This is a genomic window from Kribbella sancticallisti (genome assembly GCF_039530625.1).
Classification (GTDB): Bacteria; Actinomycetota; Actinomycetes; order Propionibacteriales; family Kribbellaceae; genus Kribbella; species Kribbella sancticallisti.
On sequence record NZ_BAAAOS010000019.1, the window covers coordinates 396,031 to 409,605 of the forward strand.

At 66.2% G+C, this 13,575-nt stretch carries 14 protein-coding genes; 4 read left to right on the forward strand and 10 right to left on the reverse strand.

Translation table 11 applies throughout. The features are described 5' to 3' along the window. Window positions 1-156 precede the first annotated feature (156 nt). The 3 genes from ABD255_RS16210 to ABD255_RS16220 form a co-directional block, all read right to left on the reverse strand. Window positions 157-669: a VOC family protein gene (locus ABD255_RS16210; RefSeq protein ID WP_344214579.1), complete on the reverse strand. Its 513-nt coding sequence runs from the start codon at window positions 667-669 to the stop codon at window positions 157-159. A gap of 142 nt (window positions 670-811) precedes the next feature. After that, window positions 812-1,216 (reverse strand): hypothetical protein, encoded by a 405-nt coding sequence (locus ABD255_RS16215; RefSeq protein ID WP_344214581.1) that lies wholly within the window; start codon window positions 1,214-1,216, stop codon window positions 812-814. A 48-nt stretch (window positions 1,217-1,264) separates the two neighbouring features. Next, the gene (locus ABD255_RS16220; RefSeq protein ID WP_344214583.1) at window positions 1,265-2,218 is read right to left on the reverse strand and encodes an SEC-C metal-binding domain-containing protein; all 954 of its coding nucleotides are present in this window, start codon (window positions 2,216-2,218) and stop codon (window positions 1,265-1,267) included. Between the two features lie 85 nt (window positions 2,219-2,303). Here ABD255_RS16220 and ABD255_RS16225 point away from each other — a divergent pair, with 85 nt between their 5' ends. Then, complete coding sequence (locus tag ABD255_RS16225) at window positions 2,304-3,218, forward strand: LysR family transcriptional regulator (RefSeq protein ID WP_344214585.1); 915 nt, start codon at window positions 2,304-2,306, stop codon at window positions 3,216-3,218. On the opposite strand, the gene ABD255_RS16230 is transcribed toward ABD255_RS16225, so the two are convergent. Genes ABD255_RS16230 through ABD255_RS16240 form a run of 3 tightly spaced genes read right to left on the reverse strand, consistent with a single transcriptional unit; the run spans window position 3,190 to window position 4,531 of the window. Next, complete coding sequence (locus ABD255_RS16230; RefSeq protein WP_344214587.1) at window positions 3,190-3,495, reverse strand: hypothetical protein; 306 nt, start codon at window positions 3,493-3,495, stop codon at window positions 3,190-3,192. The genes ABD255_RS16225 and ABD255_RS16230 overlap by 29 nt on opposite strands. After that, window positions 3,492-4,196 carry an aldo/keto reductase gene (locus tag ABD255_RS16235; RefSeq protein ID WP_344214589.1) on the reverse strand — a complete coding sequence of 235 codons (705 nt, stop codon included), beginning with the start codon at window positions 4,194-4,196 and terminating at the stop codon, window positions 3,492-3,494. The genes ABD255_RS16230 and ABD255_RS16235 overlap by 4 nt, the downstream gene beginning before the upstream one ends. A 2-nt stretch (window positions 4,197-4,198) precedes the next feature. Next, on the reverse strand, window positions 4,199-4,531 hold the full coding sequence (locus ABD255_RS16240) for an aldo/keto reductase (protein ID WP_344214591.1): 333 nt from the start codon (window positions 4,529-4,531) through the stop codon (window positions 4,199-4,201). Between the two features lie 61 nt (window positions 4,532-4,592). On the opposite strand from ABD255_RS16240, the gene ABD255_RS16245 reads away from it, so the two are divergent. Further along, window positions 4,593-5,462 (forward strand): LysR family transcriptional regulator, encoded by an 870-nt coding sequence (locus ABD255_RS16245; RefSeq protein ID WP_344214593.1) that lies wholly within the window; start codon window positions 4,593-4,595, stop codon window positions 5,460-5,462. Window positions 5,463-5,470: 8 nt separating this feature from the next. On the opposite strand, the gene ABD255_RS16250 is transcribed toward ABD255_RS16245, so the two are convergent. Together ABD255_RS16250 and ABD255_RS16255 are read right to left on the reverse strand one after the other, a co-directional pair. Continuing rightward, a complete protein-coding gene (locus ABD255_RS16250) occupies window positions 5,471-5,977 on the reverse strand; it encodes a hypothetical protein (protein ID WP_344214595.1) in 507 nt (168 codons plus the stop codon). 28 nt (window positions 5,978-6,005) lie between these two features. Beyond that, window positions 6,006-6,464 (reverse strand): hypothetical protein, encoded by a 459-nt coding sequence (locus ABD255_RS16255; protein ID WP_344214597.1) that lies wholly within the window; start codon window positions 6,462-6,464, stop codon window positions 6,006-6,008. Between the two features lie 158 nt (window positions 6,465-6,622). On the opposite strand from ABD255_RS16255, the gene ABD255_RS16260 reads away from it, so the two are divergent. Together ABD255_RS16260 and ABD255_RS16265 are read left to right on the forward strand one after the other, a co-directional pair. Beyond that, complete coding sequence (locus ABD255_RS16260) at window positions 6,623-8,647, forward strand: sensor histidine kinase (RefSeq protein ID WP_344214599.1); 2,025 nt, start codon at window positions 6,623-6,625, stop codon at window positions 8,645-8,647. After that, window positions 8,644-9,309, forward strand: a complete 666-nt coding sequence (locus ABD255_RS16265) for a response regulator transcription factor (protein WP_344214601.1) — start codon at window positions 8,644-8,646, stop codon at window positions 9,307-9,309. The genes ABD255_RS16260 and ABD255_RS16265 overlap by 4 nt, the downstream gene beginning before the upstream one ends. A 57-nt stretch (window positions 9,310-9,366) precedes the next feature. Here ABD255_RS16265 and ABD255_RS16270 read toward each other — a convergent pair whose 3' ends face one another. Together ABD255_RS16270 and ABD255_RS16275 are read right to left on the reverse strand one after the other, a co-directional pair. Next, complete coding sequence (locus tag ABD255_RS16270; RefSeq protein WP_344214603.1) at window positions 9,367-10,341, reverse strand: aldo/keto reductase; 975 nt, start codon at window positions 10,339-10,341, stop codon at window positions 9,367-9,369. 94 nt (window positions 10,342-10,435) lie between these two features. Next, window positions 10,436-13,534 carry a DEAD/DEAH box helicase gene (locus tag ABD255_RS16275; RefSeq protein ID WP_344214605.1) on the reverse strand — a complete coding sequence of 1,033 codons (3,099 nt, stop codon included), beginning with the start codon at window positions 13,532-13,534 and terminating at the stop codon, window positions 10,436-10,438. Between the last annotated feature and the right edge of the window lie 41 nt (window positions 13,535-13,575).

Here is a 13,575-nt window from a genome sequence, read left to right on the forward strand (position 1 = left end):
CCGTGAGGGTGATTGCAAGGAGGGCGGTACCAGCAACGAGACCACGTCGTCGAGACACGGTTCCCCTTTCCGTCGGCATTCTCAGAGTCGCAGAAGGGCAGCGCCGTGCACCGATGACCCGCCGTACGCCGCTGCCGCCCGCCGAGGCTAGTACTCCTACGGGTTCCCGGACCCCCGCTTCTCCACAGCCGTCACCGAACCGTTGTCATCAGTCGAGTACAGCCCCTTCGACAGATCCACCAACACCAGTTCGTTGCCGAACGCATCAGCCACCACCGCACACTGACCGACGGGGATGTCGAACGGCCCAGCCCTCACCTCTCCACCGGCCTCGACCACAGCCGCCGCAGCTTCATCGGCATCGTCGACCAACCAACTCGGCCCATACCCCACGTCAGTCGCCAACACGATCTCGGTCTCACCCTCGGGAAGCCGCAACCCCGCCTGCCCGATCTCGTCGTTCCGCCAGAGCAACTCATGCCCCAACTTGTCCCGATAGAACGCCAGCCCACTGTCAAGATCCGGCACCTTGACCATGACCGCATCGACCTTCCGCAACAACCCAGCACCGTCCATCAGCCCCGCACCTTCCGTCAGCCCCGCACCTTCCATCAGACTGCGCCTTCCACCGCCCTGCGCCACCAGCTCGGCGCCTTCCACCGGACCCACGCCTTCCACCAGCCCCGCGCCTTCCACCGGACCCGCCGTTCTCTCTTCCTAGCCCGGCTCTCTGCCCAACCAGCGCCGGCAGGGGGGAAATGAAAAGCGGGCCGGAACCGACATCGGTCCGACCCGCTCATGGTGTCTGGTTTCAGAGCCCGAGATCCCGCAGGAACTCCGGCTTGTAAGCCTGCAACACCACGTACCGCGGGTCGGGCGTCTCCACACCCTCGTAGCTCGGCTCCGGCGCGTTCTCGTCTTCGGGAACGCTCGGATCCGTCCACTCCTGCTTCGCGTGACTCCAGCGAGTCAACGTGTAGTCCGCACTCAGGTGATCTTCCGAGATCACCTCGCGCACGGTCTTCTCGGCCTCGCGCGCATCCGCCTCGGTGTTCGCGTAGATCAGAATCCGCGAACCGTCCCGGGTCACCGTCACCTGGCTCCCGAGCCGCTTGCGCGCGTCATCGTCCACGTCCAGCGCCCGCAGCCGCTCCCAGAAGGACAACCCGTGCTCTCCATCATTGAGCTCAACCTCAACGCGGTACTCATCAGCCATGCGGCCCACCTTACCGACCGGCGTCTCGCCAACCGCGCACCGCATGGATCACCCAGGCGCGGCCCCGACGAGCGCCCCGCTCTGCCCGCAGCACTCCTCGTAGGCGGTTCCTGATCCACACCAACACGGCTGGCCGCGCTCGGGCGGCCACTCGACTGTCCGCCCATCGTCGAGCCGACTCGCGAAGGCGCGCAGCTCACCCATCGACCTGACCTCGTTGATTGCGTCCACACCGGCCATCCAGCCGCGCACGCCGCGCGGCACCAGCACGGGCCGCCCGCCGCCGTGCGTACGCAGTACTAGCTCGATCTTTCGGTAGTACTCGTCAGCTGTCGTGGCAGCGATCTGAGCGCTCCACAGCCTCCAGGCGTACTCGAAGTCGCCGCGCGGCCAGAAGTGAAGCCGCCCCTCCACGACCTCTGGCTCACCCATCAGCCTGAGCAGATCGAACCACTTGTCGTCCGACTCGGACACACCAATGTCACCGAGCAGATCGTTGTCGTCCAGCGGGATGCCCATAGCCCATCTGAGTCGTCGCCGACCAGCACGGACTTGCCGCGCCCACGGCGGCTCGCCAGAGCGTGCCCTCGGTAGGTGGCTGACCGCCGCAGAGAAGAAGAGCAGAGCCGTCTCCAAGTCTCCACGCTCTTCGAGTAGTTCCGCAGCCAAGCGCCAAGGCTCGCCGCTGAAGCGCCGCCCGAGCATCAGCGACACCAAGTGCGCAGTGGCCTCCTCTCCCTTGCCAATCCCCAGGAGATGATCCGCATATTCCAGAAACCCCCAATCACCTTCCTCTCCGCCTGCGCGGATCATCTCTTCCCAGATCGCGATCGCGCGCTCGGGCTGGTGAACCTGTAAATGCGCCTGGGCGGAGTCCAGTAGACCTGCCAGGCGGTCGTCGATCCTGTGGGCGCGGAGCTCGTCCGCCATCGAGTCCTTCATGCCCAAGAACATATGGACTTCGACCGCCTCCGCCGCCGCCAATCCGAACGCTGTGGACAACCCCCGACAGGCCGCAAACCCATCGCGGACGCTGACCTCTCCGACCGAAGAATCGGCCGAGTCCGATCACCTATACTTCTGAGTCATGGAGCTGAGGCATCTCGAACACTTCGTCGCCGTCGCAGAACAAAAGCACTTCACCCGAGCCGCCGAGGCGATGTCGATCTCCCAGTCCGGCCTCTCCGCTTCGATCCGCGCCCTCGAGCGCGAACTCCACGCCTCCCTCTTCGTCCGCAACACCCGCAGCGTCGAACTCACGGAAGCCGGCCGAGCCCTCCTCTGCGAAGGCCGCCGCACCCTGGCCGCCGCCGAGGCAGCCAGGGACGCGGTCGCCGCAGTACAGGGCCTACTCCGCGGCCATCTGACCGTCGGCTTGGAGCAGTGCTTGGGCGTAGTAGACGTCCCCGCCCTCCTCGCCAAGTTCCGGTCCGCCTACCCCGGCGTAGAGATCGAGGTCCGCCAGGGCGGCTCCACCCCCATGCTCGACGAACTGGCGTCCGGCCGCCTCGACCTAGCCTTCGTAGCTACCGCAGGCCACGCAATTGAAGGCCTAGACCTACGTCCTCTGTCCACAGAGGACATGGTCATGGTCTGTTCCCCAGAGCACCGCCTAGCCAACGCCTCACAGGTGTCGCTCCAAGACCTAGCCGGAGAGTCGTTCGTAGACTTCGACCGCACCTGGGGCGCCCGCGCCATCTCGGACCACGCCTTCACCACCGCCGGCGTCGCTCACCCAGTGACCATCGAGGTCAACGACGTACACACGCTCTTGGCCCTGGTCAGCCACAACCTAGGCGTAGCCCTCGTCCCAGAACGCATCGCCGCCAAACGAGGCGACCACATCACCGTCCCCCTCGCCCCCAACTCAGCAGACTGCTGGCAAGTCTCAGTAGCCATCCCCACCGGCTCCGCAGCCTCCCTGGCCGCGGACGCCCTCATCGGCATGCTCCCGACGACTGAAGTCCACGCCCTCACGCATACTGCAGGTTCGCGACGCTGATCCGGTCACCGCGGCGAGTGAAGTCGTAGTGCGCGAGCCACCCGTCCGATCCGGCCGGCGCCCACCGCACCAGCAGTTTCTGGCCGTCGGGGTGGAAGGCGTTCACCAGGCCGTCGAGATCACCGCGCGCCACAGCATCGACGTACGCCTGCGCGGGAGCCATCACGTCCCCGGGCGGCGCTGGGGAGGAAGACGGGGTTGACGTAGTACTCGACAGGTCGGCTCCGCCGCAGCCAGCGAGGGTCAGGGTAACCAACGCGGTAGTCAGCAGCCTCATCGTGCGTCCTGCAGCAGCGTGCCGCCGACGGGCTTGATGCGAGCGAGCACGGCGTCGACTCGGGTGAGCGTGTCCGGATGCAAGGTGATGTCGGCCGCCGCCAGGTTCTCTACGATGTGTGCCGGCGTACGGCTGCCCGGAATCGGGACGACCGCCGGATCCTGGTGCAGCAACCAGGCGAGCGCGAGCTGACTGCGGGTGATGCCCAGGTCGGCCGCCAGGGCCTGGAGCGCGGCGTACGACGCGTTGTTCGTCGCCAGGCTTTGTGCGTCGAACCTTGGAGCGTTGCTCCTGAAGTCGTCCGCTCCGACCTTCTGCACAGTGCCGGTCAGGAAGCCCGCGCCGAGTGGGCTCCACGGGACGACGCCGATGCCGAGTTCACGCGCTGCCTCGAGCAGGTCGGGGTCCACCGGCCGCCACATCGACCACTCGGTCTGCACCGCGGCGACGGGGTGGACGGCATGCGCCCGGCGCAGTTGGTCCGGCGTCACGTTGCTCACTCCGAGGTGGCGGACTTTGCCTTCAGCAACGAGTTCGGCCATGGCGCCGACGGAGTCCTCGATCGGAACCTCGGGATCGGGGAAGTGGAGGTAGTACAGGTCGATCACGTCGATCCCGAGATTGCGAAGGCTGCTCTCCGCATAGCCGCGGACGTACTTCGGCTCGGCGTTCACCAGCAACTCCTCGAACGCGAATCCCACCTTCAGCGGATGAGGTTGTGCGCCGTCGGGGAGTCGACATGACCGGATCGACGTACGCGGCCGGGTGGTCGCAGCCCGAACTTGGTCGCCACGGTGATCTCCTCGCGGCGCCCGCGAATCGCCCGGCCGACCACCTGCTCGTTGTGGCCGCCGTCGCCGTACGCGTCGCTGGTGTCGATGAAGGTGCCGCCGGCCGCGATCGCCGCGCGTACGGCCGTGATCGCCCGCTCGTCGTCGATCTCGCCGTACACGCCCGGCGACAGCACCATCGCGCCGAACCCGATCGCCGGTACGTCGAGCCCGCCGAGACTGCGCATCGGAAGGGTGTTTGTCATGGCTCCACTCTCGAAGCGACCCGGCCTCGGCGTCCAAGACCTGCTGGTATAACCAACGGTTATGGACGCGCATCTGCGGGAACTCCGGTACTTCGTCGCGACGGCCGAGGAACTGACCGTGACTGCCGCGGCCGCGCGTCTGTTCGTGTCGCAGCCGGCTCTGTCGAAGCAACTGCGCGCACTCGAGCGCCGACTCGGTTTCGCTCTGTTCGAACGGCTGCCGCGCGGCTTGGCCCTGACAGAGCAGGGCAGTTCGCTCCTCCCGGTGGCTCGGTCGATGCTCGAGGCGTGGGACCGCGGGTACGTCGAGGCGCGAGCACTCAGCCATCCCCACCAGTTGACCGTCGGCATGCAGACCGCCGTCGGCCGTGACCTGCAGCGCCCAGCCGTCCAGCGCTTCCGCGAACGTGCCCCGGGATGGACCGTGTCGCTTCGACTGGTCGGCTGGGACGACCCCACGGCCGGCCTGGCCGATGGCACCAGCGACGTCGCTTTCCTCTGGATCCCGGTGCCGGCCGATGACATCGCCACTCGCGTACTGGTCCGCGAAAGCCGCTGGGTGGCGTTGCCTGTAGAACATCGCCTCGCCGACCGTCCCGACGTTCCGTTCGCGTCCTTGCTGGGCGAAGCGTTCGTCGCGCTGCCCGCCGCGGCCGGCGTGCTCCGCGACTTCTGGCTCGCGCTGGACGCACGCTCCGGCCGGCCGCCGCTCATCGCCGCCGAGGCCACCGCCGCCGACGAGGTCCTGGAACTGGTCAGCGCCGGCGTCGGCATCGCCCTGATCGCCGAGGGCAACGCCCACCTCTACGAACGCCCGGGCCTGACCTTCCGCCCGGTCCCCGACCTCGCACCCGCCGAACTGGCAATCGCCTGGCGCCGCGACGACCCCCGCGACGTCATCCACACCTTCATCGACTCCGTCGGGGAATGAGCGAGGGACTATTCGCAGGTGAAGGTGTCCCTGGTCACCACGACGACACCGTTGGCGTTCATCGTGAACTTGCCCGACAGCCGGAGTACGAGAGTCGAACCGTCGGTACCCCGGAGCGTGCTGCGCAGCCGGTACTGCGCAACGCGTGACGTGTCGTCCTCCTCGGCGAACGAGGTCACTACCGCGTTCACCTTCTCGCGGTAGGTGCCCGAGTACGTCGGCAGTCCGGCGGCGTCCGGGATCAGTTCGACCAGCCCGTTGATGACGCCGTTGACGTGGAACTCTCCCTCGACCTGACCGCCGGGCGCGGTGACCAGTCGATACCCGCCTGACCGGACCTCGTGGAACGTCCCCGCCCACGAGACGCACGGACCCTCGCCAGGCGCGAAGCGTTCGTACGCGTTGTAGTCCTCGACCATGAATTCGTGGTCTGCCCCGCCCGCCGCGGACGCGGGGCCGGCAGCGACCCCGACGAGGGCGAAAGCGCCGAGCAGGACGGCCAGTTTGTGCTTCATGTCATCACTCCTTTTGGCGATGATCTGCTCAGCCGAACAGGCAAGTGATGGCGGCTGCGACGAAGGCGACCGCGCCGAGGACGACCGCGGTGAGGGTGGCGGCGGAGAACGAGCCGACCCGGCGTCGGTGCTCGACGGCGAGTACGACAGCGACCGCTCCGAACACGTGTGGCCAGCCCGACCAGAAGGCGACGAAGGTGACGGCCGACGCGATGGCGAGACCGAGTGCCGTCGCGGACAACCGCTTGGGCGAACCTGCTCGGGCGCGGAGACCGAGCCAGACCGCGATGACGATCGCGCCGGCGACGATGCCGGCGTACAGGGCGATCTCGGACCAGGTGGTTGCTTCGCCTCCGTCCGTTTCGGAGTTGAGGTCGAAGACCTCGCCGGCTGTCATCGTGAGGCCGAAGGTGATCGCGCCGATCGCCGCGGCGATCAGCGGGTGAAGTACGTCGATCCGGTGCGACGTCGTGGTGGCGGTGCTCATGGGATCCCCCTCTGGGTTGGAAGTGACTTCTCTGAGAGCACCACGGCTTGCCGCCGGGACGGATCCGTCACGGGACGGGTCTGGCCCGGGACGGCCTCCCGTACGCTCCAGGACTTCTGTCCCGGGACAGCCGGCTCGATTCGGCGCACACTTTGGGCATGGGAGCGGTGCGTGACGACGACCGAGTACGCCGGATCGGCGGCTGGTCGCTCGCTGTGCTCACCCTGTTTCTCTTCGCGACCGTCCCGTTCTCACTCGCGGGCGGTGTCATGGATCGCCCCGAGGTCGTCGGCCAGGGCGTCGATCTGTGGCTCGGTCTGATCGTCGCCGCCTTCGCGCTCTCGGGTGCCGCGCTGATCCAGTTGCGGCCACGGAACTGGATCGGCTGGCTCCTGGTCGTCTCGGGCTTGCTCCAGGTGACCAACCTGGCTGCCGACGCGTACGCCACCCGGGCGCTCACCGATCCCGACCAGTCCCTGCCGCTGGGGCTTGCGGCTGCCTGGCTCGCGTCGTGGACCTGGTTCCCGTCGCTGCTCCTGCCGGCGATCGTGCTCCCGCCGCTCTACCCAACCGGCCGGCCGGCGTCCGCCTTCTGGTCTTGGCACGTGCGGCTGTCACTCGTAGGGGTCGGGCTTGCTGTGCTGGCGGTGGCGACTGGTCAGGGTGGGGTGGATGACACCGTGCGCGGGACCCAGCTGCCGTGGGACGCCCCGACGTGGTGGGTTTGGCTGGTCGGGTTGCCTGCGGTCGTCCTCCTGATCTCCACAGCGGCTGTCACCGTTGTCGGCACCCTGGTCCGCGCTATCCGCGCCAAGACCCCGGAGCGGCAGCAGTTGCTGTGGCTGCTCAGCGTGGTCGCTGCGATGGTGGCCACGGTCTTCACTGAGTACCGCGTGCTGTTCGGGATCACGTACGGCTTGGTTCCGGTCGCGGTGACGATCGGCGTACTGCGGTACCGGTTGCTCGGCATCGAGGTGGCACTGCGTCGCACGCTGCTCTACGTCCCCCTCACGCTGCTGGTAGCTCTGGTCATCGGCGGACTCACCGCCGCGCTTGCTCGGCTCGTGCCCGAGGGACCACTACCGCTGCTGGCCGCGTCTGCCGTGGTTGCTCTGCTGGTGATACCAGTGGCCAAGCGGCTGCGGACTCTGGTCGATCGACTGGTGCTGGGGGAGCGTGCCGATCCCCTCACCCTGGTTGACCGGGTCGGTGCCGGACTGGAGGTCGAGCACGATGACCCTGTCGCCTCGATGCTCGAGGCTGTCGCCTCAGCCGCCGGTACGACGTACGCGGTGGTGCGGGATCTTGAGGGCCGGGTGGTCGCTGAGGTTGGTCTGGCGGGTGGTGCGGGGCTCGATCTTCCGCTGCGCCACAGGGGAGTGCAGCTGGGGACGTTGACGATTGGGCCGCGTCAGGGTTCAGCGCGGGTCACCGAGCAAGACCTGCGGTTGGTGACAGCTCTTGCACCGCACCTGGCTGTCGTTGTTGGGGCGGCACGGCTCTCAGAGGAGCTTGCGCGGGAACGGACGCGCGTCACCACAGCCACTCTTGCGGAACGGGATCGGCTTCGCAGGGACCTGCATGACGGGCTCGGTCCGTCGCTCGCCGGCATCGCGCTGGGCCTGCAGGCTGCAAGCGCCGCACATCGGAGTGATCCCGATGCTGTGCCGGACCTGCTCGACCGGACACGTGCTGAGGCCGAGGTAGCGGTCAGTGAGATCCGCCGGGTGCTTGACGGGCTGCGGCCGACGTCGCTCGACCTGCGCGGCCTCGAAGGTGCCGTGCGGGACACCGCGTCGTCGCTTGGCATGGGGCATCCCGGCGGCCCGGCCTTCTATCTGAAGACCGATGCGTTGCCGCTGTTGCCACCGCAGGTCGAGGAGGCGGCGTTCCGGATCGTCGCGGAATCCCTGACGAATGTCGCGAGGCACTCGGCGGCGGACCACTGCGCAGTACGGCTTGCTCGTGCCAACGGAGATCTCCGTGTGCTGGTATCCGACGACGGCAGGGGACTGAGTCCTGGCGCCGGCTCGGGACATGGCCTCGACTCGATGCGCCGGCGTGCTGCCGATGTCGGTGGCAACCTCCTCGTGGAACCCGCGAACCCGCACGGGACGCTTGTGACCGCGGTACTCCCGCTGGACCTGCAGTCAGCCGCGCGTCGAGGTCGGCCAAGCCCATGACGATCCGCGTAGTGCTTGCCGACGACCACCCGATGTACCGCTACGGGCTGACGGCGATCCTCGAGCAGGCCGAGACCATCGACGTCGTCGCCAGCGTGGGGGATGGGGAGGCGTTGGTGAGCGCGGTGGGCGAACTCTCGCCCGACGTCGTACTCACCGACCTCTCCATGCCGCGCTTCGACGGAGTCACAGCGATCACGCAACTGCTGCGCGCGCAGCCCGAACTGCCGATCCTCGTGCTCACCATGCACGAGGACGACGCACATGTCTTCGCGGCCCTCCGGGCGGGAGCCCGCGGCTACCTCGTCAAGGGCGCCGATGGTGAGGAGATCGTCCGCGCCGTCCGCTCCGTCGCGTCCGGCGACGCGGTGTACGGCGGCGCCGTCGCCCGGCGAATCGTCGCCTTCTACTCCGGCCTCCAGGTCGAATCGCCTACAGCCAGGGCCTTCCCGGACCTGACGCCGCGCGAACGTGAGGTTCTGGAGCTGCTGGCCACCGGCTGCCGCAACCACGAAATCGCGCGGCGGCTCGGCATGTCAGACAAGACCGTCCGCAACCACGTCTCCCAAATCCTCACGAAACTCCAGGTCCCCGACCGCACCGCCGCCGCCCTCAAAGCCAAGGAATCCGGCATCGGAGATCCTTCGGTTGACCTCCACTGACAGGCATCGCCCGCACGACGCGACGTCGTACGGGCGATGTTCTGGCTTTGGGAGGCTCTACCAGGCGTAGTCCTCGGGGGCGGTCTTGTAGCCCGGGAAGATCTCGTCGAGCTTGGCGAGCGCCTTGTCGTCGAGCTTGACGTCTACGGCGCGGATCGCCGACTCGAGTTGCTCCATCGTCCGCGGCCCAACAATCGGCCCAGTCACGGCCGGCTGGTGGAGAAGCCACGCGAGCGCGAGATCGCCAGGCTCGTGCCCAAGCTCATCCGCGAGGTCTTCGTACTGCTCGATCTGCGGACGCAGCCTCTCAAGAGCCTCCTTCGCGCGACCCTCAGTACGGCGTACGCCCTCGTTCTCCTTGCGGATCACCCCACCAAGCAGCCCACCCTGCAGCGGCGACCACGGGATGACACCAAGCCCGTACTCCTGCGCGGCCGGAAGTACCTCGCGCTCCACATCCCTGACGATCAAGTTGTAGATCGACTGCTCACTGACGAGCCCCGTGTAGTTCCGCTTCTCAGCAGCCGCCTGCGCCTGAGCGATGTGCCATCCCGCGAAGTTGCTGCTCCCGGCGTACAGGATCTTGCCCTGCTGTACCGCGACCTCCATCGCCTGCCAGATCTCATCCCACGGCGTAGCGCGGTCGACATGGTGGAACTGATACAGATCGATGTAATCCGTCTGCAGCCGCTTGAGGCTAGCGTCAAGCGCCCGCCGGATGTTCAGCGCCGAGAGCTTCCTTTCATTGGGCCACCCCTCACCCATATCGCCGTACACCTTGGTCGCCAACACCGTCTTATGCCGGTTCTCCGGACTCTTGGCGAACCACTCCCCAACGATCTCCTCAGTCCGCCCGGCATAGATCGCCCGCCCATACCCGTTGGCCGTATCAAAGAAGTTGATCCCGCCCGCATGAGCCGCATCCATGATCGCGTGCGAGTCCTCCACACTCGTATGCGGCCCGAAGTTCATCGTCCCCAACACGATCCGACTAACAGTGAGGCCCGTCCGGCCCAAATGAGTGAAGTCCATACCTCCCAACCTCGCTCACAAGCCCTGAGTTTTCCAACAGAAGAATCCACTCAGTTCGATCACTTCAGCTTCTATATCTGGTAGCTCGATCACCTCAGGCGACAACGGACGCAGATTGGAAGAGGTCGGTCGGCATGGGGTGGTCTAGGCGCCAGGTGATGGCGATGGGGCGGTCGCCGGTGTGGGTGGTGTAGGTGGCCGGGCCTAGAAAGAGGTAGGGGGAGGTGCCTAGTTCGTTGAGCTTCTGTTCGCGGGCGAAGATGAGGATGTTCGAGCCCAGGGCGCGGTGGTTGATGTAGCGCTGACCGGTCGCCGAGGTGACTGAGGTGGTGCTTTGGGATTCCCAGTGGAACAGCGTGGGGCTGATGGCGTAGTCGCGGTACATCGTGGTGGGGGAGTAGTCGGCTTCAGACTTGGTGAGAGTCACGAAGAAGGCGTCGATGCCGGTGTCTTTGGACGATAGGACGCCTTCGCGGAAGCTGCTGGGGCGGCGTTGGAGGCTTGCGTAGTTCAGCGCTGTGAGGATCTCTTCGCGTTGGTAGCGGGCGTGGACGCGTAGAGGGATATTGCTGAGTTGCCCTGAGAGTTCGAGGGTTCGATGCCGGGCGCGGTCCATGGCGAAGTCGATGACTTGGATTAACTCGTCGCGCAGGGCCTGCTCGGAGCTGAGGGCCTCGAGTCCGGCCTCGTATGAGTCGAAGCCACCGCCGTCGGGCCAGAGGGAGAAGAAGAGCATGCGGGCGTGGTGCCGTTGGGCTTCGCTCAGTTCGCCGTACGTTGGCGCAGCGTCGTCTAGGAGCAGGCTGTAGGTGCGCATGCGGTCGGGGTCATCTACGTGAGCCAGGGCCCGTACGCGGCGGAGCAGGGTGGATTCGCGGGGCGTGCCTTCACGAGTCGGTAGGCCGGCGTTGCGTCGAAGCGCGGTCCAACTCTTCCCGCTTCGAAGAATGTCACTGATGTCGACGCCGGACTCGCGGATGAACGTCGAGAGGTCCTGATCACCGTGCGATCGGAGTTCGCTAGTCATCTCGTTCCAGCGCCCGATGACTTGGGTGCGCAGATTCTCTAAGACGGTCTGCTGGGTGACCTTGTCGAGGACGATCTGGCAGCCGGAAGGGAGGAAGGGGAACCCTTGTTCGACCTGGCGTTGAAGGCCGCGGCGCGTCTCGCCAGTGAGAGCGCGGAAGCGCTTGTCGAAGCGGAACTCCTTGCGTTGGTGGCCGACGAAATCGAGGGCCGTCAGGACCGGCTTGCCCTGCGCCTGGCGGAGGCCACGGCCGAGTTGCTGCAGGAAGACGGTGGGGCTTTCGGTCGGGCGTAGGAAGAGGACAGTGTCGACCTCGGGGAGGTCGAGGCCCTCGTTGAACAGGTCGGCTGCGAAGAGGGCATTGACGCGACGTTCCTTGAGGTCACGGAAGGCCCGGTCGCGTTCGGCGGTTTGGGTGCGGCCTGATACCGCGAGCGCGGGGATTCCGGCCTCGTTGAAGACCCGAGCCATGTACTCCGCGTGGGCGACAGAAACGCAGAAACCGAGAGCGCGCATCGCATGCACATCGGTGAGTTTGTCCTGCAGTTCACGCAGAACGATGGCTGCTCGACTCTTGTTCCCCGTGTAAAGACCCTCGAGCTCCAGTTCGTCGTAGCGGCCACGCTTCCACTGCAGGTCGGTAAGGCTAGTGCCGTCTGCGATGCCGAAGTAGTGGAAGGGGCAGAGAAGGTCATCGGAGAGGGCATCCCAGAGTCGAAGCTCCACGGCGGTTCGGCCACCGAAGTAGGACTGCAGGTCGAACCCGTCGCTGCGCTCCGGCGTGGCGGTCAGCCCGAGTAGTTCAAGGGGCTGGAGGTGGCTGAGCAGCTTCCGATAGGTCGGTGCCGCGGCGTGATGGAATTCATCGACAACCACAATGTCGAACCAGTCTGCCGGGAGGGTGGTGACGTCGTAGTTGGTCAGGGCCTGCACTGAGGCGAAGACATGGTCCCATCGCTCGGGGCGTGCACCGGAGAAGTACTCCTCGCCAAAGCTCGCGTCGTTGAGAACCTCGCGGTAGGTGCGCAGCGACTGCTGAAGAATCTCCCGACGATGAGCAATGAAGAGCAGGGATGGCGCCTGCTCGCCGCGTGCGAGGGCGGCGTCCCGAAGGCGCCGGTAGTCGAGGGCGGCGATCACGGTCTTACCGGTTCCCGTTGCCGCCACCACCAGGTTGCGGTGCCGGTTGTGGACCTCGCGTTCGACTGCAATTTCCTCGAGCATCTCGGCTTGGTAGGGCCGGGGGCGAACCTCCAAACCCGCAAGCGAGATAGTGACGCGGTCCGTTGACTTGCGATGGCTGGCTTCAGCTAGCGCGTCGTCAAGACGGTCACGGTCCCGCTCGGGGTCGTAGGTCTCGAACGTCGAGTCGTTCCAGTACGTGTCAAACGTGGCACCGAACTTGTTGAGGAGGCTCGGGGTCGCTATTCGTGACAGCCGGACGTTCCACTCGACCCCATCTAGGAGTGCGGCGCGCGAGAGGTTCGACGATCCAACGTAGGCGGTATCGAACCCGGTTTCGCGACGAAACAGCCAGGCTTTGGCGTGCAGTCGCGTACGGAGGACGTCGTACTGAACCTTCACTTCGGCGCCAAAGTCTCTGACCAGTCGATCCAGTGCGTGGCGATCGGTGGCGCCCATGTAGGTCGTGGTGATGACCCGGAACGGACCGCCTCGCTGCCGGAGGCGATGTAGTTCGGGCTCCAGCAGTCTTAGCCCGTACCACTTGACGAAGGCGCAGAGAAGGTCGACCTCGTCGGAGGTATCGATCTCTGCTCGAAGTTCGGAGCCGAGCGCCGGCTCTCCGTGTGCGTTCGTAAGGAGTGCTGCGTCTGACAGGGGAGTGCTCGGACGAACATCGCCAGACTGATGGACTCCGGGTCCTGCCGGCGGATACAGCGCAAGCAACTGCTGCGGGGATGTCTCGGGCAGCACGTCGTTCTGTGCTGTCATGCGATGGAGCAGGTCGTTGACTAGCGCAACTCGTTGGCCTTGGTCACGAGTTGATCCAAGGACGCGCAGCACAGCATCTCGAACGTGCCGCGCGAGAACCTCGGGTTGATCGGCATCGTCGACGTCCTTGAGCGCGGTTGTTAGCCCCTCCGTCTGGCCGAGGGTTTCGAGCAGACCATCGGTAACGAGCGCGTCATAGATCCCTGGCTTCATCCAATCACCACCTCGCGGAGAGCTTGCCAGATGATGCCGAC